This is a genomic window from Spartinivicinus marinus, assembly GCF_026309355.1.
Taxonomy (GTDB): Bacteria; Pseudomonadota; Gammaproteobacteria; order Pseudomonadales; family Zooshikellaceae; genus Spartinivicinus; species Spartinivicinus marinus.
This window is the reverse complement of the sequence record NZ_JAPJZK010000001.1, coordinates 1-23,621: the sequence shown is the minus strand read 5'-3', so window position 1 is coordinate 23,621 and position 23,621 is coordinate 1. Positions and strand designations below refer to the sequence as shown.

21 protein-coding genes and 1 pseudogene are annotated in these 23,621 nt (G+C 39.6%); 13 read left to right on the top strand and 9 right to left on the bottom strand.

The window, feature by feature from the left end; genetic code table 11:
• The first annotated feature begins 95 nt into the window (after positions 1 to 95).
• The gene (purU, locus tag OQE68_RS00115) at positions 96 to 962 is read left to right on the top strand and encodes a formyltetrahydrofolate deformylase (protein ID WP_180571464.1); all 867 of its coding nucleotides are present in this window, start codon (positions 96 to 98) and stop codon (positions 960 to 962) included.
• Positions 963 to 987: 25 nt separating this feature from the next.
• Here the strand turns inward: purU and OQE68_RS00110 are convergent, their stop codons facing one another.
• Entirely contained in the window at positions 988 to 3,387 is a 2,400-nt protein-coding gene (locus OQE68_RS00110; protein ID WP_180571465.1) for a mechanosensitive ion channel family protein, read from the bottom strand.
• Positions 3,388 to 3,544: 157 nt separating this feature from the next.
• Between OQE68_RS00110 and OQE68_RS00105 the strand changes: the two genes are divergently transcribed.
• Together OQE68_RS00105 and OQE68_RS00100 are read left to right on the top strand one after the other, a co-directional pair.
• Complete coding sequence (locus OQE68_RS00105; RefSeq protein WP_180571466.1) at positions 3,545 to 4,750, top strand: DUF418 domain-containing protein; 1,206 nt, start codon at positions 3,545 to 3,547, stop codon at positions 4,748 to 4,750.
• 346 nt (positions 4,751 to 5,096) lie between these two features.
• Positions 5,097 to 5,690, top strand: coding sequence for a hypothetical protein (locus OQE68_RS00100; RefSeq protein WP_180571467.1), 594 nt, complete (start codon positions 5,097 to 5,099; stop codon positions 5,688 to 5,690).
• A 77-nt stretch (positions 5,691 to 5,767) separates the two neighbouring features.
• Here OQE68_RS00100 and OQE68_RS00095 read toward each other — a convergent pair whose 3' ends face one another.
• Together OQE68_RS00095 and OQE68_RS00090 are read right to left on the bottom strand one after the other, a co-directional pair.
• Positions 5,768 to 6,661 (bottom strand): IS982 family transposase, encoded by an 894-nt coding sequence (locus OQE68_RS00095; protein WP_266195400.1) that lies wholly within the window; start codon positions 6,659 to 6,661, stop codon positions 5,768 to 5,770.
• 168 nt (positions 6,662 to 6,829) lie between these two features.
• Entirely contained in the window at positions 6,830 to 7,483 is a 654-nt protein-coding gene (locus tag OQE68_RS00090) for a DUF4360 domain-containing protein (RefSeq protein ID WP_180571846.1), read from the bottom strand.
• Positions 7,484 to 8,646: 1,163 nt separating this feature from the next.
• Between OQE68_RS00090 and tnpA the strand changes: the two genes are divergently transcribed.
• The 4 genes from tnpA to OQE68_RS00070 are packed head-to-tail and all read left to right on the top strand — an operon-like array spanning position 8,647 to position 11,918.
• A complete protein-coding gene (gene tnpA / locus OQE68_RS00085; protein ID WP_266195399.1) occupies positions 8,647 to 8,979 on the top strand; it encodes an IS66 family insertion sequence element accessory protein TnpA in 333 nt (110 codons plus the stop codon).
• Positions 8,979 to 9,344, top strand: a complete 366-nt coding sequence (gene tnpB / locus OQE68_RS00080; RefSeq protein WP_180571953.1) for an IS66 family insertion sequence element accessory protein TnpB — start codon at positions 8,979 to 8,981, stop codon at positions 9,342 to 9,344. The genes tnpA and tnpB overlap by 1 nt, the downstream gene beginning before the upstream one ends.
• A gap of 48 nt (positions 9,345 to 9,392) precedes the next feature.
• Positions 9,393 to 10,988, top strand: a complete 1,596-nt coding sequence (gene tnpC / locus OQE68_RS00075; protein ID WP_266195398.1) for an IS66 family transposase — start codon at positions 9,393 to 9,395, stop codon at positions 10,986 to 10,988.
• Positions 10,989 to 11,042: 54 nt separating this feature from the next.
• A complete protein-coding gene (locus tag OQE68_RS00070; protein ID WP_180572087.1) occupies positions 11,043 to 11,918 on the top strand; it encodes a cytochrome P450 family protein in 876 nt (291 codons plus the stop codon).
• Between the two features lie 5 nt (positions 11,919 to 11,923).
• On the opposite strand, the gene istB is transcribed toward OQE68_RS00070, so the two are convergent.
• Both istB and istA read right to left on the bottom strand, forming a co-directional pair.
• Positions 11,924 to 12,703, bottom strand: coding sequence for an IS21-like element helper ATPase IstB (istB, locus tag OQE68_RS00065; RefSeq protein ID WP_180571877.1), 780 nt, complete (start codon positions 12,701 to 12,703; stop codon positions 11,924 to 11,926).
• Positions 12,681 to 13,883: an IS21 family transposase gene (gene istA / locus OQE68_RS00060; RefSeq protein WP_180571876.1), complete on the bottom strand. Its 1,203-nt coding sequence runs from the start codon at positions 13,881 to 13,883 to the stop codon at positions 12,681 to 12,683. Before istA ends, istB begins: the two co-directional genes overlap by 23 nt.
• Positions 13,884 to 14,018: 135 nt before the next feature.
• Here istA and OQE68_RS00055 point away from each other — a divergent pair.
• Both OQE68_RS00055 and OQE68_RS00050 read left to right on the top strand, forming a co-directional pair.
• A pseudogene (locus tag OQE68_RS00055) lies at positions 14,019 to 14,558 on the top strand (cytochrome P450); the annotation flags it as partial.
• Between the two features lie 37 nt (positions 14,559 to 14,595).
• Positions 14,596 to 15,417 carry a substrate-binding periplasmic protein gene (locus tag OQE68_RS00050; RefSeq protein ID WP_266195397.1) on the top strand — a complete coding sequence of 274 codons (822 nt, stop codon included), beginning with the start codon at positions 14,596 to 14,598 and terminating at the stop codon, positions 15,415 to 15,417.
• Positions 15,418 to 15,459: 42 nt separating this feature from the next.
• Here OQE68_RS00050 and OQE68_RS00045 read toward each other — a convergent pair whose 3' ends face one another.
• The 3 genes from OQE68_RS00045 to OQE68_RS00035 are packed head-to-tail and all read right to left on the bottom strand — an operon-like array spanning position 15,460 to position 17,375.
• On the bottom strand, positions 15,460 to 16,287 hold the full coding sequence (locus tag OQE68_RS00045) for a substrate-binding periplasmic protein (protein WP_180571375.1): 828 nt from the start codon (positions 16,285 to 16,287) through the stop codon (positions 15,460 to 15,462).
• The gene (locus OQE68_RS00040; RefSeq protein ID WP_180571376.1) at positions 16,287 to 17,012 is read right to left on the bottom strand and encodes an START domain-containing protein; all 726 of its coding nucleotides are present in this window, start codon (positions 17,010 to 17,012) and stop codon (positions 16,287 to 16,289) included. Before OQE68_RS00040 ends, OQE68_RS00045 begins: the two co-directional genes overlap by 1 nt.
• A 6-nt stretch (positions 17,013 to 17,018) precedes the next feature.
• Entirely contained in the window at positions 17,019 to 17,375 is a 357-nt protein-coding gene (locus OQE68_RS00035; protein ID WP_180571377.1) for a PilZ domain-containing protein, read from the bottom strand.
• Positions 17,376 to 17,655: 280 nt separating this feature from the next.
• Between OQE68_RS00035 and OQE68_RS00030 the strand changes: the two genes are divergently transcribed.
• Together OQE68_RS00030 and OQE68_RS00025 are read left to right on the top strand one after the other, a co-directional pair.
• Positions 17,656 to 18,012 (top strand): DUF4870 domain-containing protein, encoded by a 357-nt coding sequence (locus OQE68_RS00030; RefSeq protein WP_219340224.1) that lies wholly within the window; start codon positions 17,656 to 17,658, stop codon positions 18,010 to 18,012.
• 682 nt (positions 18,013 to 18,694) lie between these two features.
• Positions 18,695 to 20,701 (top strand): flagellar hook-basal body complex protein, encoded by a 2,007-nt coding sequence (locus OQE68_RS00025; RefSeq protein WP_180571378.1) that lies wholly within the window; start codon positions 18,695 to 18,697, stop codon positions 20,699 to 20,701.
• Positions 20,702 to 20,783: 82 nt separating this feature from the next.
• Here the strand turns inward: OQE68_RS00025 and OQE68_RS00020 are convergent, their stop codons facing one another.
• Positions 20,784 to 21,053 carry a ribosomal protein L7/L12 gene (locus OQE68_RS00020; RefSeq protein ID WP_180571379.1) on the bottom strand — a complete coding sequence of 90 codons (270 nt, stop codon included), beginning with the start codon at positions 21,051 to 21,053 and terminating at the stop codon, positions 20,784 to 20,786.
• A 185-nt stretch (positions 21,054 to 21,238) separates the two neighbouring features.
• Between OQE68_RS00020 and OQE68_RS00015 the strand changes: the two genes are divergently transcribed.
• Entirely contained in the window at positions 21,239 to 21,841 is a 603-nt protein-coding gene (locus tag OQE68_RS00015) for a YfbM family protein (RefSeq protein ID WP_180571380.1), read from the top strand.
• A 315-nt stretch (positions 21,842 to 22,156) separates the two neighbouring features.
• Positions 22,157 to 23,621, top strand: a 1,465-nt coding sequence (locus OQE68_RS30455; RefSeq protein WP_289623785.1) for a carbohydrate-binding protein, incomplete at its 3' end; no start/stop codon positions are given.

Below are 23,621 nucleotides of genomic sequence, written 5' to 3'. Positions count from 1 at the left end.
TTTAGCTCTACTTTAGTCGTTTTGAAGTAACAGGAAACGGGCTTAGCTGACCATAATCATCATTTGGTCAATCTATTATAAAAAGTAAGGTAACAATGGTTGATAACGCTACCTATATATTAACAGCTACTTGCCTCAGTCGTTTGGGTACGGTTGATGTCATTACGCACTTTTTATATCAGCAGGGCTGTTATATTAAAGATATGCATAGCTTCGATGATACAGCTTGCCAGCAGTTTTTTTTACGGGCTGCATTTTGTCATGATAAAGGTGATGCTATTGATGTAGAAGCATTTAAATCTCAGTTAAATGAGCGAGCAAAGCCATTTAATATGGTATGGCAGTTACATGAGCCTGATCATATACCAAAAGTATTAATTATGGTGTCGAAGTATGATCATTGTTTAAACGACTTGCTTTATCGTTACCGAACGGGCCACTTAAATATAGAAATTCCCGCAATAATCTCTAACCATCCTGACTTGAAAGGGTTAGCAGAGTGGCATCAAATCCCTTATTACCACTTTCCTATTACAGCAGAAACCAAGCCACAGCAAGAAGCGAAAGTGTGGGAAGTGATTCAGCAAACCCAGGCAGAGTTAGTGGTGCTGGCGCGTTATATGCAAGTGTTGTCGTCTGCAATGTGTGACAAGCTAAATGGTTGGGCCATCAATATTCATCACTCATTATTACCCGGTTTTAAAGGTGCCAAACCTTATCATCAAGCCTTTGCGAAAGGGGTAAAACTAGTGGGTGCAACCGCGCATTATGTGAGTAATGCGTTAGATGAAGGCCCCATTATTACCCAAGGTGTTGAAACGGTAGATCATACCCATTATCCAGCTGAGCTGGCTGAAAAAGGTAAAGACATTGAGTGTCTTACTCTGGCCAGAGCAGTTAAGTACCACTGTGAAAATAGAGTGTTTTTACATCATAACAAAACAGTGGTATTTCCTGACTAATATATCATTTGATGAAGAATCAGCTTTAAGCTGATCCTTCATCACTGCCAAGATCGTCTGCTTTTTCATCATCAATGCGGTTCTGTTTTTTTAGCTCATCTGAAGCAATAATACTGTCGGCTGCAGCGGCAGCTGCTTTTTGTAATGTAATTGGAGTGGTTGAATCATTATTTTGATTACCAACAAGTTTCTCTTCAAGTTCTTTGGGTAGCGCGACTTTAACCTCACGATGGGCAAAATGAATGCCATTTGTTTCTAGGGCTTCTTTTACCCGACGATAGGCTTCGCGACGAATTACCCACTGTTCTCCCGGCTTGCAGGTAAATTTCATGCGAATAATCAGAGCAGACTCTTCTACTCGCATTACCCCTTGAGACTTTAAGGGTAAAATCATATTGGGGCCCATTTCATCATCATCCATCATTTTTTGGCCCACTTTTTTGATGATTTTTCTTACTTTTTCAATGTCAGTATCGTAGGGTAGGCGAAGTTCTAACTTCATGGTAATCCAGTCACGGCTTAAATTTTTGACAGTGGCGATTTCGCTATACGGCAAGGTTTGTACTGCACCTAAATGGTGTCTTAGTCGCATAGAGCGCACCGAAATATGCTCCACTGTGCCACGTAAACCTCCTGCTTCGATATATTCACCGCGCCGAAAGGCATCGTCCCATAAGAAAAAAATACCGGAAATAATATCTTGTACCAACTTTTGTGCACCGAACCCAATGGCAATACCTACAACCCCTGCACCGGCGAGCAAAGGGCCAATTTGTACGCCGAGTGAGTGTAAAATTGAAATAATGACTGACACAACAATGATGGCTAATAAAAAGGTACGCAACAAAGGCAGCAGTGTTTCTACACGGCTAGCTCCAGCGCCGCCACCTTCACCTTCTAAACTGGTTCCGTCACTTTCGGGTGGTTCTGGCAGCTGGCGTTCGATGGTGGAGTGAATAATCTCCCATAAAATGTAAGCGATTAACAGGGTAATTAAAATATCTAGGCCAGCAGAAATAATTCGTTGGCCAACTTCCGTATTAATAATGGATAAGGCGCCAAAGCCCCAGGCTTCTGCTAATGCAACGATTGCTGTACCAAATAATAGGGTTCGAAAGCCAGTTTGAATTACATGAATAAAGTGATGAGAGCGTTCAGGAAATGAACGGCTTTGTAACCACTTAATAGTGACAATTTTCGTCAGAAGCTTATGAAATAAACGGTCTGCAATGGGAAATAATAGGGTTAGCCACCAAGCTAAGTCGACACGCCGGTAAAGAGCTTCGTTATCTAAAAAGAAATTAAATGCCCATACAAACCAAAGTAAGGCAATCCATAAAGTAAATAAGAACGGCCAAGCTTGACTGATTAACTGTTTAGGTAATGATGTATGTGGTTGACTAGGAGGTGGTTGGTTTTCTTCTGTCGTTTGTTCTACTACCTCAGCAGAGGCAGACTGATCACTGAATAAACTAGCGATGAGTTTTCGGTTTAGCCAGGTAAATAACAGCAAAATACTCGCTAAACTCAAGCCAACACAGGTGACGGTTAAAAAACGCTGTAGCTCAAGTGGCATGCCCAGCTCAAACCAGAGGTCTGATGTATAAATGCCAAACACATATATGGCAGTAAACAGCAATACCCAATGGTGGAACTTTCGGGCATCATTACAATGTAATGGCAATGGACGAATGCCCTTACTATAAGGAGCAAACAGTGCCCTTGATAAGACATAAATTACTCTAAAATTAATCAGTGCAAAAAAGTAATTGAATAATGTCGTTTCCATATCATTAGGCAGGTCGAAAAATATAGCTGCAGTAAGGCTACCTGCAGCAGCAAAAAAGCCAATGCTAATCAAATCGAACAAGGTTCTTAGGGAAAAATATCCCAACAAAGTGGTCCACTGGTGAGTCTCTTGAAGAGAGATACGCTGGTTTAACATATGTAATTTGCGCCCCATTAACTTCTCAGCCACCCAGCCAATAGCACACATAGTTAAAAAGATCACGGCCAGCCAGAGAACCCCTGACCATCCTTGATCACCACTGGCTTTTAAGAATAAACTGTAAAATATCACTCGGGCATCGTTGAGCTGTTGATGAAGCCGTTTTAATGAGGCTTTTAAACGCTGTTTTTGCTGAAATCCAGATAACACATTTTGTTTTTTTGCATCGGCTGTCGCTTGTGTTGATAAGCTTTTAATGAGCAGAGCTCGGGCTTGTTGGTCATCTAAAGGTGCGACATAACCTGACACTTGTTGTGGAGTGCTAGGGCGACTTTCATAAAGCTGCTCAACGGAATCTGAAGAGGCCTTTGTAGCGTTGTTTAAACCTCCTACCTCTGCTGCTGATCCTAGTTGAGTGATAACTACTAGTAGGATGATGCAAAGGTACTGGGGTAGTCTACAATGCTGGATCATCATTAACCTCATCAGAAAAACACACTATAAAAATAGTCTAACACTTTTAGGGCCTATTGACGTTTGCTTGAAGGGTTCATACTCAAGCAAATGTTACTATCCCCTTATTAAAATGGTTATTCTAGCTACTTTATACCCTGTACTGAAAGGTGAAAGCCATATGACAGATCAACACCAATTAACAACGCAGCGATTTAGTTCGCTTGATAGTCTGCGAGGATTAGCGGTGTTGGGTATTTTGTTGATGAATATTCAATCATTTGGACAGCATGATGCAGCCTATTTAAATCCCCATGCATTAGGTCCGTTGACGGGGGTGGATATCTGGTTATGGAAAATTAGTTTTATCTTATTTAATGTAAAGTTTATTAGCTTATTTGCCATGATGTTCGGTGCAGGCGTTGTTTTGCAAACCCAGCGATTGGAAGCAAAGCAAGTCAATGCATGGGATATTCATAAATGGCGAATGCTTTGGTTGGGGGTGTTTGGACTCATTCATGGCGTTTTTATTTGGAGTGGTGATATTCTGCTTATTTATGCTATCAGCGGTTTGTTAGTGTTTTCATGTCGCTATTGGTCTACTCGTAAACTGTTAACAGTGGGTGTAATCATTATTGTGATGGTATTGGGTTTGGATCATGCCACTTATACCGCACTTGAAGAATCACCAGCAGAGCTGGATGATTGGCTCAACACTTATTGGCAACCAACTCCTACGGCTATTGCAGAAGATCAGGCCACTTTTACAGGTGATTACTCATTACAGTTGATGGCCCGATTGGATGAGCTATTCATTACCTACTTATATATGGGTATTTTCATTATTCCAACAGTTGTAGGATTAATGATGCTAGGCATGGCTTGCTTTAAAACAGGAGTTTTTACTGCAGAAGCAGCTAATCGCGTTTATATTGGGTTAATTTGCTTGGCTCTATTAGTAGGGCTACCCATTACTTTGGCCAGTTTGATTTATATTGAACAATCGAACTGGGAACCTGTTAGCACCTTAAGTATTGGCTATTTATTATTAAATAGTGCTGCACCACTAGTGGCTTTTTGTTGGGCTGCACCCTTGTTGATCAGCCATAAACTGAACAGGGCAAGCTGGTTGCACCGTTATTTAATCCCAGTGGGCCAGTTAGCTTTTAGCAATTATTTGTTGCAGTCATTAATTTGTACTTTATTTTTTAATGGTTTTGGTTTTTACGGCCAACTTAGTTTAACGATATTATTTTTTATCGTACTGGTTGTATGGACTATCTTGTTTGTTTGGTCAAACTGGTGGGTAAAGCATTTTTACTATGGCCCAGCCGAGTGGTTATGGCGTACTTTGGCTTATAGGAAACGACAGCCATTTAAAAAATAAAAAAATTTTACTTTTACTATAGCTATAGCCAAAGCGAATGGTTTTTAGGGGCGGCCGTCGAGTGATGAAGCCCTATGAGTTTATATTTTTATAAATGCTCCTGCTTAAACTGCATTCCCACCATCCATGGTGGTCAGCGACGACAACAAACCCTAAAAATCATTCGCGAAGGGTATATTTGATGTAGGTATCTATTGAGCTATATCAATCAATTGCTAGCAAGTTAAGCATTATAGTAAAAGTAGGCTCTTTTAAAGAGTGTGTTTACAAGACTGTATTTACAAATTGTAGAATAATGTTTTATAGTGAAATCTCATTCTAACAATGGTTTAGAAGGACCTAAATAATGAAAATAAAATTATTTTTTATCGCTATTTCAGCCGCCACTTTGGGGTATCAAAACGCTCATGCAACTGATGTATACTGTGTTGATTTACAACAACAGCAATGGCAGCAAACCGTTGATCAATCAGGTAATCCTGTTAAGGTACAACAAACTGCTCAAACAGGGGAAGTTAATCAAAAACAACAGACTTATGTGCAAATACCTATACAGCAGTATCATCAAATTTCTCAGCATTGCCAACCTGGCCAGTTTCCTCAGCCAGTTAACCAGCAAAGTGGTTTACCAGAAGACTTGTTTTTACTTGAGCTGTTATCTGGACAAACAATATTAGCACCAGGACAAACTCAGCAACATGGCCAGCGAGTGATATATCGTGACTTTCAAATGGTCATTAGCTTGCAAGTAAACCCTGGCAGGCATAACCGTGTAGCAGCGGATATTAACGATCGGCAAGCCCGTGAAATCAGTCGTCAATTGTATGAAATTAATTATAATTTAGAAAAAGTTTTAAAAACTGTTTCAGAAATTGACTACACTCAGCAGGATATGGTTAACCAGTTAAGTGACATCGAACACCAATTACAAAATAATTAGCAAACTATCTTTACTTGAAAAGCTGCTTGCCATTTTTTTTGATGAGCAGCTATTATTTTAACGCAATGCTCGACTTTTCAGCCTATTAATTTAGATAACTGTAGTGGAGCATTGCCTTGGTTCCTATTAAATAATACACATAAGCTGTGCGATAACAGCTTGCGGGTCATTCGATTAGTCAAACTCCACAGGGTTCTGCCTTTGGTCCGTTGAATATTAAACCTCTCTACTAGCTGACCAATGGTTGTCTCAACTCGTCGTCGTAACCGATTAAGCTGGCTCCTCCAGGATTTGGGTAAAGGATCAATCATGTTATCTCTAACCGGGGTTTCTAGCTGAAGCGATTTTAACTCTAACAATTCAGCTTTAAATTCAGCCCCCAAATAACCTTTATCCCCTAACAACATGCCTGACGGCATACCTTCTGTTAACTCCCATACAGCTTCCCTTTCGCCATCACTTGCTGGGGTTAATGTAAATCCTGCTATGGCTCCATGAAAGTCAATAATGAGGTGCCCTTCAAAGCCATAATAGGTTTCCCCCTTGGATGCACAATAGCCATACTCAGCCTCTTCTTTAAAGCGGCGGCAATTTCTTGCACGTTTAAAGTGGCTAACAGGCAAAGGAAAACCATCGACAACATGTATAGGATCATTAATAGTACCCAGCTCAGCTGTTACTTGCTTTTGTAATTGTTGTTTTATCGCCCATAAATTAGCAGCTTGTTTAGCAAACTGGCTTCTTGAGCCTATGCCTGGAAAATACGCTTTCCAATGCTCTTTGAAGTATTTCCAGATAGCGGTATCAGCATCAAGGCCTTGAAATTCACCAATTAACTCCATGGTAATGACTTCTGCATCCGACAGTGAGGGCTTAATTCCTCGCTGACGTAATCGCCGTTGTTTTAATAAATCAGTTAAAACATCATCGACCCAACAATAAGTAGTTATGATAAACTCTTCCAGTGACATTCCCTTTCCTTGATATCCCTGTTTTCGCAAACTTAGGATGGGGTTAGGGTTTGTCATTTCAAGTTATTAAAAGTCGAGCATCGCGTTATTTTAAGTTTATTATTAATAAAAAACCGGATAGCTACAACTAAGTAAACTATCCAGCTGTTGTTTTTTAGCTAGATAAAATTAGCACTTTCTGAACATTAAGCCATAACGATGAGTCAGTTTGCCGTCGATAGTATCAGTAGTAATTAAGCCGCTACTTCTTCTAGCCTGCTTATTATCTACTTTAATTTCAGTCTTAATAACAACAGGCGCAGTGGCATTACAAGATGACCAGACCAGGCTGTTGATACCTAGGCGGTCACTGATGGTGTAATCTTTAGAAATAGGGCCTCTAAAGTTAGAACGGAGAGCTGCTTCTCTTGGATTGCCTGCAAAGAAATAAGTTGACTTTTGCATTGCTTCAACGTTGCGGTCCAGGTCAGCATAGCCACGATAGTTAACATCAGCTATTGTATAAGCATAGCCATTAGGAATTTTGAGCACGACAGTTAAGTTACAAACCTTGCGGTTTTCTCTTCTTGGAATACCAGGTCCTGCTTCAGCAATATATTCATCAAAACCTAAAACGAAAGACTTTCCATCGGGTGCAACCGTGCTGGAAACAGTGCCATTTGGACACCCATTACCAGAGCTTTGGATGCTTTTAATAGTGACTTGAGATAAATCTAAATGAACTGAATCATCAACAACTGTCGCTGCTGAAAGCGCTGAAGATGTAGCTGCAGTCATTAAACAAACAGCAGAAGCTAAAAGCGTTTTTTTTAATTGGGTCATTGAAATCTCCATTTCTCGTTTGTAATTCGGCAAGTTAGCAACCAACTGCTAATCCCAAACAAGGGTAAAACTAGTACGCATAAGCCGAAATTCAACGTTATTAAGTTATTAATTATTATCCTGTACAGCGTACTCAGGGGTAATTGGCAGGGTAATGGTACCTAATTAAAATGATGATTAAAACCAGTAAATTGGATTTTTTTGTAAATATGAAAAAAAACAAATATGTGAGTAATAACTATTTTAATGAGTAATAATTTACTTTTATTTAAGGGTTCGCCTATTAAGAGTTAAGTAACTTGGAATATAGGTCAATTGTTTGGTTATATAAAACGGCAGTAAGCTGGGAAAATAGTTGTTTAATGATCATTAATAAATAATATGATGTAGTTGGTCCTTTTTGTGGGCTGACAAATTTAATTAATACAATAATTAAATCAGCTAATTAAGTAAGCAGATTGTTATTTACAGAAAGAGTACTATGGTGTCACTTCTGTGGGGTTTTCAAAAATTAACTGGGTAGTAATTGATGTTTTATTGGTGACTCACTCAATGAAGTTGGTTGTGCATGAAAAATAAACGGAAAAATATGTGTTTCTAGTATATTTCATTTTAAGTTTTCATAAAGCAGAAACACAGTGCCTTCCATAAAATATCTCTTATATTGTACCTATTTGTAATAAGGGACAATCAATGAAATAACGTATAGCAAAAGCAGGTTCTGTTTAATAAATAAGTCGTGAGTGGGCTAAGTGCACGAGTCTTCTGTGAGGTTAGTCTGTACCCGAAGTATTTCAGTTTGCGAAAAATATTACTTAAGAAGGTTAGTTTCAATCACGGTAAACTCACTGCCAATTTATAGGTACCTGAATTGATGATGAGATTTTGTGTCTAATTGATGAACAATTTTATTGTATTTAGTCTTTGTTGGAGCTTTTTCTTATTGGTATCAATACTTTCTTTTTGTCATTTGTTGCAAAGAACTCTTTATTGATAGGTGGTTTGACTAAAAAATAGCCTAATATGTTAGTTAGATTCAATACTTCTGTTTGATAAAAGTACAACGCAAGGAATGCGCCATGTCTGTAAGCGCCAAATAACCCGCGTACTTTGATAAATATTCTAGTGGTTCATAATGGGCTCATTGTTCAGAGGAGTCAATTATGGCAACACATACAGCCCTTCAAAATAAGTGGTATAAACATATTCAAGCATGGAAGCAATCCAACCTCACTCAAAAAGCGTATTGTGAGCAACACAATTTAAAAACTAACCAATTAAGTTATTGGTATCGTAAGTTTGAACACGCCGACGTTCCACAAGCCGCTACACTAGCTCCCTCTAACTTTGTCCCTGTGACAATGAGCGAAGAGAGCCAAATAAAAGACAATAACACTCCCCCCAACCTAACACTTCAGTTTCCCAATGGAGTTTGTTTGACGGGTATACAGCTGTCGAATATAGAAATTGTCCAAGCGCTATTGAAGGTACTGTGATGACATTGATTATGCGTCCTTCAGCGTCATTAACAGCCGTTTACCTTTATCGTCCTCCTATCGATTTTCGTAAGTCCTACCAAGGGTTAGCCGCGATTGTTGAGCTAGAGTTAGGGCATAACCCTTATGAAGGACACCTCTATGCTTTTACCAATAAAAAGCGTAATAAAATTAAATGTTTGTTTTGGGAAAACAATGGGTTTGTTCTGTATTATAAAAGTTTAGTTGAGGAAAAATTTAAATGGCCTAAGCGGACAGAGTCACTGATTACCCTATCAGGTGAGCAAATAAATTGGCTACTGGATGGGTACGATATCAATAAAATGGTACCCCATAAAAAACTGCATTATGAGTCGTGTTTTTAATCTTTAAGGCGTGAGTTTCAGGCGTTAATTGGGTATAATTTATCTACGATGAAATTACCCAAAAATATCGCCTCTACTAGTCAGCAATTCTCCTCTTCTTATGTAGAAGAACTCAGTAGTTTGCTCCAAGAAAAAGAAGCCATTATCGCTGATAATAAACGGCTTATTGATCAAAAATGCCATATTATTGAAGAGCAGCAAAAGCGCATTGCCATATTAGAGGAGTATTTACGTTTAGAACGTCACCGCCGATTTGGACCCAGCAGTGAAAAAAATACTGCTCAAGGAGAGTTGTTTAATGAAGCAGAGCAGCTTGAGCAACAGGCTAACACGGCTGATGGAGAAGAGAGTAAGCCACAACCGCCCAAGAAAAAGGGTGGCCGGAAAGGGTTGTCACCTGCTATTCCAAGAGAGCAAATCTACCTCACACTCAGTGAAGAAGATAAAGCGGGGGCACTTGATACTTTTTTTGTCAAAGTGAAAGAGGAGCTGGATATTATCCCAGCCAAAGTGCGTGTCCTGGAATACTTGCAAGAAAAAGCCGTATTTGAAGATGATAACGCGCAACGCACAATCAAGTCAGCCCTACAACCTCAGCATCCCTTACCCAAATCGGTAGCAAGTACTGGTATGCTTGCTTATATCATTGTTGCCAAATACATGGATGCGCTTCCTTTACATCGTTTAGAAGGTATCTTTAACCGCTACGGAGGAAGCGTTACCCGAACGACGATGGCGAACTGGTTAATTAAGCTCGCTCGGCCATTGCAGCCATTAATCAATCTACTGCGAGACCACCAACTGGTATATGAACTTATTCAAGCCGATGAGACCCGCATCCAGGTATTAAAAGAGCCTGGTCGTTCACCTACATCCAATAAATATATGTGGGTGACACTCGGTGGTCCACCAGAACAACCAGCCGTATTATTTACTTATGATGCCTCTCGCGAAAAGGAGGTGCCCCTGCGACTGTTTGAAGGCTATCAAGGCTACTTACAGACAGATGGTTATGCGGCTTACGATGCGGTATGTCAAGAGAATAGTATTACGCGACTTGGGTGTTGGGATCATGCTCGCCGTAAATTTGTAGAGGCCAAAAAAGCTGAGCCTCAACATACAAGTCAAACGGGCAACGTCAGCAAAGCGACCATTGCTCTCAATATGATTGCCAAGCTATATCGCATAGAAAAAGATATAAAAGGGCTGGATATTCAACAAAAATATCAAATCAGACAAAAGCACGCTAAACCACAATTAGACAATATCCGGAAATGGTTAGATAAACATAAAGACAAAGTACCCAAGGACGGCAAAATTGGTCAGGCCTTTACTTACCTTGATAATCAATGGGATAAACTGGTCGTCTATTGTGAATCAGGAATACTCCCCATCAGCAATATCAAAGCAGAAAATGCTATCCGCCCCTTTGCTGTTGGTCGAAAAAATTGGATGTTTGCAGATACACCACAAGGTGCCTATGCCAGCGCCACTTATTACAGCCTCATTGAAACCGCTAAAGCCAATGATTTAGAGCCTTATGATTATCTTAGAATCGTCCTAAAAGCACTACCCTATGCAGATAGTGTCGAAAAGCTTGAGGCATTACTTCCTTGGAATGTTGATAAAAGCCTGCTGAGTTAACCGTAAATTATTGACTAGCTTAGCTCAATAACGCTAAAGAATTGGCGCTTACCCATGTCTGATCAATTAGCTACACTAAATGCTACTAGTAATGCTGAAACCAGCAGGATAATACCAAGTACAAGTAGTTATTTGACTCAGTTGGATGCAGCTGATGATGACGAAAAATTTACATTAGTAAGGCAATGGATTGACCATGAGCCATTAACTTTTTTTAAAGCCTTGCGAGATGATCGCCCCATTCTTGTTACTCCTAAAGCAACGTTAGTCACTCGTTTAGATGACTGTGTAGAGGTGCTTAATCAACCTAAGGTTTTTACGGTTGGTTTGTATGAACCTAAAATGGACAATTATTTAATGTCTCATGATGATAATGCTTTTCATACTCGTGAAAAGTCTATCATGCAAGGTTTTTTGAACCGAAATGACTTGCCTCGGGTGCGTTCCATGGTAAGAGAAACTTGCATTGATTTATTGAGTCAAGCAGCGGGCAATATGGAGTTAGTTGGTAGTTATTGTCGGATGGTGCCTGCAACGTTAGTACAAGATTATTTTGGTTTAACTGGGGTTGATCGTGAAGATTTGATTGAGTGGTCTTACTGGATCCAGGCAGATACTTTTTATAATCAACCGTTTGATAGCCACACTGAGGATCAGAGAAAATATATTCGAGAGCAACATGAAAGAACGGGTACCGCTTTAGCTAAATATATTACGGAGCTAATGGTGCGTCGTGTGTTAGCAGTAAAGTCTGAGCAGGCAACCAATATTATTCTTGCTTTATGGTATGGGGTGCGTAAGTTAGTGCAGCACTTAATGGGTGAAAAGCCTGAAGTGCTAAATGATGATATTGTGACTCGAATGATTCGCAGTTGTCAATGCCAACTTAAAAAGTCCGCTGTTTGCCAATTTAAAATGTCCGGTTTTTAGCACCATTATGATGCCTCTTCTTTTGATTTAGTCGCATTTGTTACTTTTGTTAATATGCCTGCTTTACGTTTATCTTTCAGTCGATAGCTTTCTCCTTTAATATTGATTGTCGTTGAGTGATGAAGAAGCCGATCTAAAATGGCTGTTGCAATCACTTGATCACCTAGCACATCACCCCAGTCAATAAAGCTTTTATTTGACGTCAGGATGATACTGGCTTTTTCATAGCGTCTGGCAATTAAGCGAAACAGCAAGCTCGCTTCTTGATGAGTTAATGGTAAATAGCCAATTTCATCCAGCACGAGTACCCGAGGGTAAATTAATTGTTGTAACTGACGATCCAGCCTATTTTCTAATTCCGCTTTTTTGAGTTTTGTCATTAATTGTTCAAAGCTAAGAAATAACACACGCTGGCCTGCTTCAGCCGCTTTAACCGCTAAGGCAATGGCTAAATGGGTTTTACCAACACCGGGAGGACCAAGTAGGACGACATTTTCAGCCTGCTCAATAAAACGAAGTGAGGTTAATTGACGAATCACTTTTTTATCTATGCTGGGCTGAAAACTAAAATCAAATTGCTCTAATGACTTAACCCATGGTAATCGGGCCTGCGTGAGCCGTCCTTCTAGCCCTTTTTGATAACGGCCTGCCCATTCCACTTCCAATGCTTCGGTTAAAAACTCCTGTAAATTAAGGCTTTGTTGTGTGGCTTGTTCACAGACACTATCAAGCTGTAGGGGTAAATATTCAAACCGGAGTCGTTCAAATAGTTGGCAGAGGTTCATCGATCACCTCCTGATAAATGGCTAAACTACGTTGCTCTACGGTACATTGAGCCCAGAGAGCACGATGATGATCTGCTTGTGTTTGCCATCCTTGCTGTATCGGCTGCAGTAAATGCCTCGTCAGAAGTTGATGATTTTCTCCATCATAAATACGTAACTCACCGTCTAAGCTAATACGAATGATGACTTGTTTACCCACTTCAGAGTCCGGCACGCTATAGCGATTACCCGATACATCAATGTAGCCATCCCAATTGACCAAGCGACTTTCACGGTAACTGGTGTCATAACGTTGCATAGGAAGGGGAATTAACGCCGTTTGCTCTTGGTGAAACCGTTCCATCACGGGCGCTTTGTAGGTGCCATGAATACGCTGATCGGCTTCTGTTTGCAACCATTGTTGTGCCTGCTGATTTAAATGATCCAGGCTGTCAAATTGGCGATAACGCTGGAAAAAGTGGTGCTTAATATACCCCACCATCCGTTCATCCTTGCCTTTGGTTTGCGGGCGCCTTGGACGACAGGCTTTTGGCATAAAATCATAGTGACTGGCCATATCCAAAAAGCGTGGGTTAAAACGGACATGACCACCTGGGCTATGGGCTAATACTAAGGCTTTTTGATTATCAACAAGCACTTCCTGTGGAATGCCACCAAACCATTGGAAGCTGAGAATCAGGCTTTCTAGTGTATGCTCCGCATCCATACACTCTGTTGCCCAAAAATAAAAACGACGGGAGTAACCTAAAGTGTTAACTGAAAAATAAATTTTCTTTACTTGACCTGCAATGAGGGTCTCGATTTCTCCCCAGTCATGCTGCAACTGCTTCCCTGGTGGGGTTTCAAATCGTACCGTTGCTTTTGTTTTTCGTAATGGTCGCTTCGGTGTAATATAAGCGCGCAACAAACTGGTGCTGCCATCATAACCTAGCGCTACAATTTCACGAAAAATAACCACTGCATTCCAGACATCTTCTTGCAATAAACGATCAATCGTTGGCTTATAAGGATCGAGTTTACTGGGTTTTGGTTTGCGCGATTTTGATGGCGGCGATCCACCTTGCTGTAATACCCGCCTTACTGTTCTTTCACAACAGCCTACACGTTTAGCAATATCTTTTTGGTAAATCCCTTGGCGATGTAAGTGGATTATCATGTGATAGTCCTCCTGGCACAGCATGACCACACTCCAGTGTTGGTGATATCACTAACAGCATGGTCGATTTAATGAGAGGACATTTTATTTTGGCAATCATAGGACTTTTAGCACTGGCACTGACACAGTCACTTTGCAGATACGGTTGAATTTGACCTACAACGGGTTGGGGTTAATGCAGGCGGCTTGTTAATTGGCGCTATTGAAACCACATCACAAGCTGTGGCTCAGTCTGTTCAGCATTTGTTAGACCATCCTGATTGGTTAGCAAAGGCGAAAAGTACTGCAACACAGACAGACACTACAGCGTTTGATGATATTGTTTGGGAAACCTTACGTTTCGTACCAATCTCACCGTATTTATTTAGGCAGGCTACGACAGGAGCTGTAATTGCACGAGGTACTGATCGTGAAACAACCATTCCAGCAGGTGCTTATGTCTTAGCGGTTACCCAGTCGGCTATGTTTGATGAGCGGGCATTTGATGATCCAGAGACGTTTAAGCCAGGTCGAAATTGGTATCATCAATTTCACTTTGGTTATGGTGAACATCAATGTTTAGGGCGGTATGTGGGTGCTGAAATGATTCCGGAGATGGTTAGACAGGTGGTATTGTTGGATGGGGTGCATGCTGAAGGGCGAATTGATTATGAAGGAGGCCATTTGCCACAGAAATATCAGGTTGCCTGGTTTGATTAGTGCTGACTAGAGTAGTATTCTGCTTAGCTATAATATAGTGAGTGTACTAACAGAGCTTCTAAACAAGCTCAATGATATGTGTTGTATAAAATGTAAAATAGTTAAATACTGTTATAGGTGTCTTGTTGTCTCATTTTTCACAACCTTTTCCTTTGCTGAAGAACATTGTAAGCAGATTCAATACGCAGGGGCCAGCGGATGGATGCCAATATCATTTGTTGATGATTCAGGGCAGTATCGTGGATTGGTATATGACATTATGCTACAGGTTTTAAAACCGCTGAATATTAAATTAGTGTCTGCTCCTATTTCTCCTTGGACACGGACTATTGATAATTTAAAAAAACATAAAATAGACGCAATTTTTGGCGCTTATTATAATAATGAACGTGCAAAGCTGTTTATATATAGTGCTCCTATCATTGCTGAACCGATTAAGCTTTTTGTTCATAAAGAGAATCAGTTTGCCTTCAAGACTTTACAAGACTTAATAGGTAAACATGGTATTAGGCCATTTGGTGGAAGTTATGGGGATCTCTTTGATCATTATGATAAGCAGTATCTTCAGCTTGGCAGAATTAAAAGTAATCAGTTAATGATGAAAATGGTAGAAAAAGGAAGAGCAGATTATGTCATTCTAGCTGAGTTTGATGGCATCGCAGCAGCGAAAAACAATGGCTTAAGTGAAGTGATTATTCCTCTTGATCAAGAGGTTACCCAGCTTGATGTTTATATTTTGTTTTCTAAACAGTCGGCATGTTTAAGTAAACTTAAATCTATCAATGATAAGTTAGGTGAACTGAGGCGTAATGGTCAAATCGCTAGGCTATACCAATACTATTTGCATGATATTCAATAAAAGCTGATTTGCAAGAGTATTTTTTACTATTTAGTTGCATTCTTACTCACAGCTTGGAGCACTAAGTTCTAAGCCTTTTTTAAGGAATTTTTTGACTAGTTCTTGGTATTTTTTACTATGTTTGAATTCTGAGATAGCCGTGCTAAGGGGTTCTACTAAATTAGCTCGTTTCTTATTTAAGTAAATATATAAATTTACTTTTAGTTCAGGTTTGACTTCAATTTTTAAGTTGTTCAAGCATGCGATCTTTTTATAGTAATAAGCAACAGCAATAGGTAATACGGCAACATGAAGACGCTTGCGGCGAAGAAGTTCGATTAGTTGCTCATAGTGTTTGACCCTAACCACTTTGATATTACTGAGTGACTCAGCGGCAATAGGCATGCCAGTTATTACACCAATACGATAGCTGGCTAGCTCTTCATATTTGATGTCATCAAAGCTGACATAAGCCATAAAAAAGGAAAAGTAACTGGGTGTTACTTTGAGTAACTCTGGGTAGCTGGCTTTATCTATATCCGATAGTAGGACGAAGTCTCCATCAATTTTTCCTTTATTGGCTTCTAATATTGCCCGCTCAGCAGGTAGGCTGATAATTTTTAAGTGGCAATTAAGCATTTCAAATATGAGTTGTAGGTATTGATCAACTAAACCATCCCTTAAGCGGGTATGATAAGGCTCTGATAATTGGCCACCTAATAATACATCATCTTCGGTGCAGAGTGGGTTAATATTCCCTGCCTGACTGTTATTGCTAAAGAGAAAGCTTAAATATATAAAGGATGTGAAAGCTAGTTGAGTGATAATCGAATAAGCCAATAATTTGGGAGTCTTTTGACGGGAGCGATTTATTGAAGATAATGTATTCATTACCAGTTTTTAACCTCAAAGCCGACAATAAGGCCTTTTGTATCGTATTTTAATCTTGCTGTTTGATATTTGTTTTTCTGTACAATATGAGCTAACTTTTTTAGTGTATAAAAAGGGGTGTCGGTAATTAAATTGTTAACTAACCAAGTAGGTAGGTCACCACCTGGCTCTGCATGGTGCTGCCAGGTTATTTGTATTTTATTCTTAGTTAAGGGTTCTATCAGATAAAATCCTTTAGACTTTTTAATGCGAATTAATTTGGATTTATTGATTTGTTTACAGATAGCTTTTTTATTGTTATGACAAAAGTCTGGTGCAGCGCGTAGCTGAATAGTGATTGCTTTTGTTGAAGGTGATTGGCTTAACTTTGCATGTAAGATGATATCTCGATTTTTTGAGGGGAAAGGAAAATCATTCACTTGATAAACAAAACGTTCATTGAAGCTAACTGACTGGATAAGCGTTGGCTGCGTACATTGGTATACCCATTGTGGGCAGGCACTAACATCATCCAATACACCAATAAGACTTGCTAAGCTGGTGTTGATAGTGGTTACACCTTTAAATTCGTGAATTTCAGAGCCTGGTATTGCTCTAGTGTAAACTTTTACTCCTTCTTTGTTTTTAACCTGTTGCCATTTATTGGCCCTTGAAATATTTGCTAAGGTTAACAATAAAATAGCAAGTGTTATAATCAACGAATGGGGTGTTTTATTATAACTCATTATTACTTAAATACCTTCAGCAAAGCGGGATAGAAACTGTTGGTCATTTTTTTGAATATCTTTAAATAGCAACCCCAACTGAAAATCATAGGTTCTAATGATAATATGCCTGACTTCTGCTTTAGCATAAATGGTTAGTTTATTTCCTTGGTAATTCACTTTGATCATAATGGGGAGCAGTTGTAGTTTTTTAAAGCAGAATATTGATTGTAAAAGTGCGCCTTGTTCTGAAACATTGACAGTAGTTGCAGGTACCACTTTATCTTGAGAAGTATCTTTTATCAGTGCTTTCCATTTAATTGGTCTGCGAGGATAGCGGCGCTTTTGTTCACTGTCGTCTTCTAATAACTCTTCAATGTCCACTCTATATTCCCCTCACATTAGCTATAGTAGGCCCTACTAAACTCATTAGACTGCTTGGCTGCAGTAGCCTGATGTTTGGGTGATCCTGTTTAAGCATAGTTCATCATTAATCATTTGCAGAAATGATCTTACAGGTAATGTGTTGACATATTATGTCTTTCGTGATAAAATGGGATTTCAACAGATGTAAACCCCTTAAAAGGGGGCTGCTTGGGTAGTAAAGAAGAGAGTTGACAGTTTTATTTGAGTATCTCAAGTTCATCATTATTGAGGCGGTGATATGAAAGGTATTATTGACATGAGCAATGAGGAAAAACAGTGGGGAATGTTTTGTCATGTGGCTGCTTTTGTAGGTTTACTGATTCCATTTGGTAGTGTCCTTGGGCCTCTTGTTATTTGGCTGATGAAAAAGGATGAGTTTGGTTTTGTGGATCACCAGGGTAAAGAAGCAATAAACTTTCAAATCACCATGTTGATTGCGTTTGGAATATTACTGGTACTCAGTTGGGTGTTGATCGGATTATTACTGATGCCAATATTATTTATTTATGGACTAGTTGTCACTGTGGTTGCGATAATTAAGTCTTCAAAAGGAGAAAACTATCGTTATCCACTCACTATTCGTTTGATTAAATAGTGATATTTTTACTTTAAAATTAGTATTTTTATCGGGTCAGTCATTGTATATGACTGGCCTTTTTTGTATTAGAGCGTCTCTTTAGACTGTAGCTTTAAAGAGTTATTTCTGTGATAGCGTTTTTACGAAAGGTTCCTCTAACTATCAGTTAATAGTTAACAGAAAAATTATTGATCGATGAAGGCTTTGTTACATTTATTGATATATTCTTCGCGAATGATTTTTGGGCTTTGTTACCATCGCTCTTCACCCCAGTCATTTGGTTTACTAAACGGCTGGGGTTTCATTGCTCGATGGCCTCGCCTAAAAAACCCTTCGCAGTGAGTACATACCGCTTTAATTTACACCTAAAAATGAATCGTGATGGGTGTAAATAAGCGGAAAATACTTGCCACCTGAATTTGGCTAATGTTTTGAATTTATTCAAAATTAGTTTATGGAACAGCTATTGCTTATACATATTGTGACTTATATTGATATATAACCTTATACCTCATAGTTTCAGGCTGGGTTATTAGACAACTTAAAGGGATAGATCTTGTTTAGAAAAGGAGTAAAAATATCATTTACTTGCCCAAATACTCAACAGCTATAGTCGAATTAAATAATACTCTATGTGAAGGGTATAGTAATATTAGTTGCGTTGACGACATGTGATGCCCATAACCAGGGGAGGTACTCAATGGGATTTAATACCGCACTCAGTGGCTTAAGGGCGGCCAGCTCAGATTTAGATGTGATTGGTAATAACATTGCCAATGGAGGCACTGTTGGTTTTAAGCGATCTAGAGCTGAATTTCATGATTTATATTCTCAAGCAATGTTGGGGGGAGGTAATAGCAAAGCCGGTAATGGGGTTTTTGTGCAAACAGTTGCTCAGCAGTTTGGCCAAGGTAATATAAGATCAACTGATCGCAATTTAGATATGGTAATTAATGGTGGTGGTTTTTTTGTCACGAAAAATCCAAACGGTCTTGCTTATACTAGACAAGGTATTTTTAGTTTGAATAAAGACGGTTATATAGTGACAAATACAGGAGATTTTTTACAAGGCTTTGTTGCAGACGCTTCTGGCGTTATTATTCCAGGAGCATTGTCTGATTTACAGATTAATGCACAATATCTAGACCCTCGTCAAACCAGTGGGGTTGATATTGATTTTAACCTTGACTCCAGAGAACAAGTTTTGGCTAGAAGGGGGAGTATAACCACGTCGAATAATACGGCTGTTGTTGCTAATGCGCAGTTATCCAATATTAATGGTTATAGTGCTGGTAGTTTTGTTTTACAGGATATCTCTCAAACCCCTCCGGTAACAAAAGCTACTTTAAATGTTCCCAGTGCGGCCAACATGCAAGCCAGTGCTATTGCCAGTGAGCTGGTCAGTAATGGTGAACAATATGGAATCATGAGTGCATCAGCGAATACGCGAGTAAAAGTTAATGTAGCTAATATTGCAGCTTTACTTGGTTCTTCTGCACCTGTTGGGGCATCTATCGTCATAAATAATCAAGCCGTTAGCTTAAGTTCTGTCAATAATGTGAATGAACTAGCAGTGGCCATATCTAATTTAAATGGAATTAGTGCACAAATTGATTCATCTGCACCTAATGAAATCAGAATATATAATAATTCAGGCGATAATATTACTGTATCAGTGAGCAATACTGGGACCAATGTGGCTGTTCAGGGAGCTGTTGGTTCTGCTTTTACAAATGCGGGAGGAGCTGTTACTGTCAATGATGGCAATACGGCAACTGTTGGGGGGGAAATTACGCTGCAGCTTGAAAATGATACACAAATTGGATCAGCTACTTCGAATATTTTTAATACGACAACTATCACCTATACTCCGTTTGCTGAAAATGAGTTTGACCCAACGAAGCCCGCTAGCTATAACCATGCGACTCAAGTACAGATCTTTGATAGCTTGGGCAACTCCCATACTTTATCATCTTATTTTGTAAAAGAAGATCCTAACCCATTAACGCCTAATGTTGCTGACTGGAGCATGTATCTATTGATTGATGGACAAGATATTGGAGACCCTGTTGTTTCAGGTGGCTCCGCCACCCGAGCTAGATTTACAGTGCAGTTTGATCGAGATGGAAATCTACTTACCTCTAGCCCCATAGTTGTTACTAACTGGATACCTCTAGATAGTGCAGGTAATCCGATTAATGCATTACAACCTCTCAACGTAGCTTCGGGTGGTAATATTTTACCGTTACCTGATCCCCCCACTAGCTCTAACTTTGTTTTTAATATTACTGGCTCTACTCAGTTTGGTAGCCTCTTTGCTGTTGAGAGTTTGTCTCAAAATGGTTACACCGTTGGGCGAATGACAGACTTGAGTGTGAGTGAAACCGGTATTATATTCGGGCGTTATTCCAATGGGCAAAATACTACATTAGGCCAAGTGGCGTTAGCTAATTTTGCTAATTCTCAGGGCTTACAGCCAATTGGAAAAACATCCTGGTTGGAAACGTTTGACTCAGGCGTGCCTGTGATAGGTACACCAAATACTGGTACTTTAGGTAGCCTAAGAGCAGGCTCTTTGGAAGAGGCTAATGTGGATGTGGCAGAAGAGTTAGTGGGATTGATTATTGCCCAGCGTAACTATCAAGCAAATGCAAAAACCATAGAAACAGAAGATACTGTCACCCAGACAATCATTAACTTACGTTAATAAACTTTGATGTAAAAGATTCATAACATACTTATAAAACAGGGGAACTGGATATCCCCTGACAACCCCTTACCTTATCTGCTTAATCATCAATAATGGATAAACCATCCAGATTATGCTTCATATTTTCAACGACGCAAGTTGCACCGATTTGCTCAATAGCGGCTTTATACTGGTCGGCTTCTGTTGCCGTTAAATTCTCTTTGATTGTATAAGGAATTGATTTAAAGATAGTCTTTGCTTTGTCATGGGAAATTTTGAATAGCTTAGCAAAGTCTGTTTCCACATAGTACTGGCCTTTATTGCCTGCTGCATAGCCAGTTAGTTTTACCCTGAACTGATTAGTTGTCATGTTATGTCTGTACTTCTATTCGTGTTTTAAGAGCATTTAAAAAACATAGCCTAATATAAATAGTATTGGCTAAAAGGCAATAAGGAATTCTATTTGCCGCGTTGGCAGCTGCTTGAACAGAAGATGCGGAAAGGCCTTATTGTTAGACAGTATTAGAGGTACTCATTAGCAAGGGACTGCTGGATATGACCATGTGTCTTGAAATTACGACGCTAGGTAGACAACACATTGAGGCTGTTTTGGGTTACCCGCCTTTAATCTGGCGGGTATTAGCACCTGATGAACCAGGGTATTTTTGGTATGAAGTCAGCCAATTTACTCAGTTAATGCGCTTTCCTCAGCGTAATCAACTAGTTGATGATACTGCACCAGCACCAGATTTTGATTATGTTGAAGGAGAAGGTATTCGTGAGCAGTTTGGTAAAGCATGGCATGGCTTGCATTATTTACTTACCCATTCAGTATGGGGAGGAAAGCCGCCAATGAACTTTATCATTAATGGAGGGGTACCTGTGCCAGAGACCGATACTGGTTATGGCCCCGTTAGAATGTTTGATGAATGCCAAACCCAAACCATTGCTACAGCGATCAGCAAGGTTGACCAGGTTGACTTATTTGAACGTTTTGACTGTCAGGAGTGGATGGCCTTAGCAATCTACCCAGTAGAGTGGGAAAGCTGGGGGAGAGATGAGTCGATAGTTTATTTACGTAATTATTTAATGAAATTGCAATCATTTATTTTTAATGCTGCTGAACATAATCTTGGTCTGGTAATGTACGTCTCTTAATGTATAAAAAATCAGCTTTTCCTCTTAGCTGCTTACGCTTCAGTATTTATTTGAATTCAGCACCTCTTTGAATGAAACTTAAAATATTATTTTAACTAAAATTTAATGTATCTTTGGTTAATATAGTTTTTAACTGAATATGTATGTTTTTTTGGAGGTAAGCAGTCATACAAATACTCCTTTCACTTTGTTTATACCTTTCACAAATCCAAAAATAGGCAGTATTTGTGAGCTAAATTTGCTTTATGTTTACCAGTATTGTAATGGTGATTTCGCTATGCTGGTCTCACCCGTTAGGATCAGGAGACTATTGCAATGAGTACTGTTACTCTTCGTCAACCCACACATTGGATAAGTGTTACCCTACGATTTTTGTATATTATTTTAGTAGCCTTTTTCATTCTTACGACACTGGCAAAGGCTAATCCTATTTCTCTCAATAAGCCAGCTTGGGCTTCTTCTGTTGAAAACTATCAATTGGATGCACGCTTTGCGGTGGATGGCAATCTTGATACTCGCTGGTCCAGTCAGTTTAGTGATGGCCAGTGGATAACCATTGATTTAGGCAAATCTTTGCCGATCAAGCGTGTTCAATTATTTTGGGAAGAAGCGTATGCAAGCCAATATACCCTTCAAGTGTCGGATGACCATTGGCAATGGCGCAACCTTTACCAACAACGTCAGGGGAAAGGTGGGGAAGAGGATATCGTCGTTAATGGTAAAGGACGATATTTTCGATTACGAGCAGATAAGCGTGCAACAACATGGGGTATATCGCTTAAAGAGATAAAAGTATATGCCAGTGATAGTCCTGTGACAGCTCACCAGCTGCCAGGAAAAATACAAGCAGAGCAGTTTAGTCAATTTTATGATACGACACCTGATAATTTAGGTGGGGAATTAAATCCAACCAGTGTTGATATAGAAAAAACAACGGATGAAGGCAGTGGTTATAACGTCGGTTGGATAGAGCCAGGTGAATGGCTGAATTATTCAGTTAAGGTTGAGAAGACTGGTAAATACCAGGTTAAATTTCGGGTGGCTTCAGCGGTTGGCGGTGGTCAGTTTCACTTGGAGCTTAACGGACATGATATAACAGGATTATTATCATTTAATGAAACGGGAGGTTGGCAGCAGTGGCAAACGATTACCTCAAAGCCTGTACAACTCTCTCAAGGAAATCATCAACTCAAACTCGTCATGGATGACCGAGAGTTCAATATTAACTGGTTTGAAGTGGTTGCTACTACTGACCCAGTACCACCTAACCCTATACCAGGGAAAACCCCAGTGGCTAAACATGGTCAGTTACGGGTGGAAGCCGGTCAGTTGGTTAACCAACAAGGTAAACCGGTTCAATTAAAAGGTATGAGTTCTCATGGATTGCAGTGGTTTGGTCAGTTTATGAATAAGTCATCCATTAAATGGTTGCGTGATGATTGGCAGGCGACTGTGGTAAGAGCTGCTATGTATACAGCCCCTAGTAGTAATGGATATATTAAAAACAAACAATTAAAACAGAAAGTACTTGAAGTAGTCGATGTGGCTGCTCGTAACCCGCTTAGTTTTAATAATATCATGTATACCTTGCATTTTTATGCTGGTAGTCATAAAGCAAGCTTACGCCAACGTGCTCAGCAAGCCATGGCTCAAGGCGCAGCTATTTTTGTGACGGAGTGGGGAGTAAGCGATGCTTCAGGCAACGGTGGTGTGTTTTTGCCTGAGTCTAAGCGTTGGTTAGAATTTTTAGATAAACATAAAATTAGCTGGTTAAATTGGT

Coding starts and splice junctions, on each gene's coding strand:
- OQE68_RS00095 (WP_266195400.1), bottom strand. CDS start 6,661: ATGTCACTGGAAGAGTTTATCATAACTACTTATTGTTGGGTCGATGAT.
- OQE68_RS00100 (WP_180571467.1), top strand. CDS start 5,097: ATGAAAATAAAATTATTTTTTATCGCTATTTCAGCCGCCACTTTGGGG.
- OQE68_RS00070 (WP_180572087.1), top strand. CDS start 11,043: ATGTCTGATCAATTAGCTACACTAAATGCTACTAGTAATGCTGAAACC.
- OQE68_RS00045 (WP_180571375.1), bottom strand. CDS start 16,287: ATGAATACATTATCTTCAATAAATCGCTCCCGTCAAAAGACTCCCAAA.
- tnpA (WP_266195399.1), top strand. CDS start 8,647: ATGGCAACACATACAGCCCTTCAAAATAAGTGGTATAAACATATTCAA.
- OQE68_RS00040 (WP_180571376.1), bottom strand. CDS start 17,012: ATGAGTTATAATAAAACACCCCATTCGTTGATTATAACACTTGCTATT.
- istA (WP_180571876.1), bottom strand. CDS start 13,883: ATGCTGTGCCAGGAGGACTATCACATGATAATCCACTTACATCGCCAA.
- istB (WP_180571877.1), bottom strand. CDS start 12,703: ATGAACCTCTGCCAACTATTTGAACGACTCCGGTTTGAATATTTACCC.
- OQE68_RS00105 (WP_180571466.1), top strand. CDS start 3,545: ATGACAGATCAACACCAATTAACAACGCAGCGATTTAGTTCGCTTGAT.
- OQE68_RS00110 (WP_180571465.1), bottom strand. CDS start 3,387: ATGATGATCCAGCATTGTAGACTACCCCAGTACCTTTGCATCATCCTA.
- OQE68_RS00030 (WP_219340224.1), top strand. CDS start 17,656: ATGAAAGGTATTATTGACATGAGCAATGAGGAAAAACAGTGGGGAATG.
- OQE68_RS00020 (WP_180571379.1), bottom strand. CDS start 21,053: ATGACAACTAATCAGTTCAGGGTAAAACTAACTGGCTATGCAGCAGGC.
- tnpB (WP_180571953.1), top strand. CDS start 8,979: ATGACATTGATTATGCGTCCTTCAGCGTCATTAACAGCCGTTTACCTT.
- tnpC (WP_266195398.1), top strand. CDS start 9,393: ATGAAATTACCCAAAAATATCGCCTCTACTAGTCAGCAATTCTCCTCT.
- OQE68_RS00090 (WP_180571846.1), bottom strand. CDS start 7,483: ATGACCCAATTAAAAAAAACGCTTTTAGCTTCTGCTGTTTGTTTAATG.
- purU (WP_180571464.1), top strand. CDS start 96: ATGGTTGATAACGCTACCTATATATTAACAGCTACTTGCCTCAGTCGT.
- OQE68_RS00025 (WP_180571378.1), top strand. CDS start 18,695: ATGGGATTTAATACCGCACTCAGTGGCTTAAGGGCGGCCAGCTCAGAT.
- OQE68_RS00015 (WP_180571380.1), top strand. CDS start 21,239: ATGACCATGTGTCTTGAAATTACGACGCTAGGTAGACAACACATTGAG.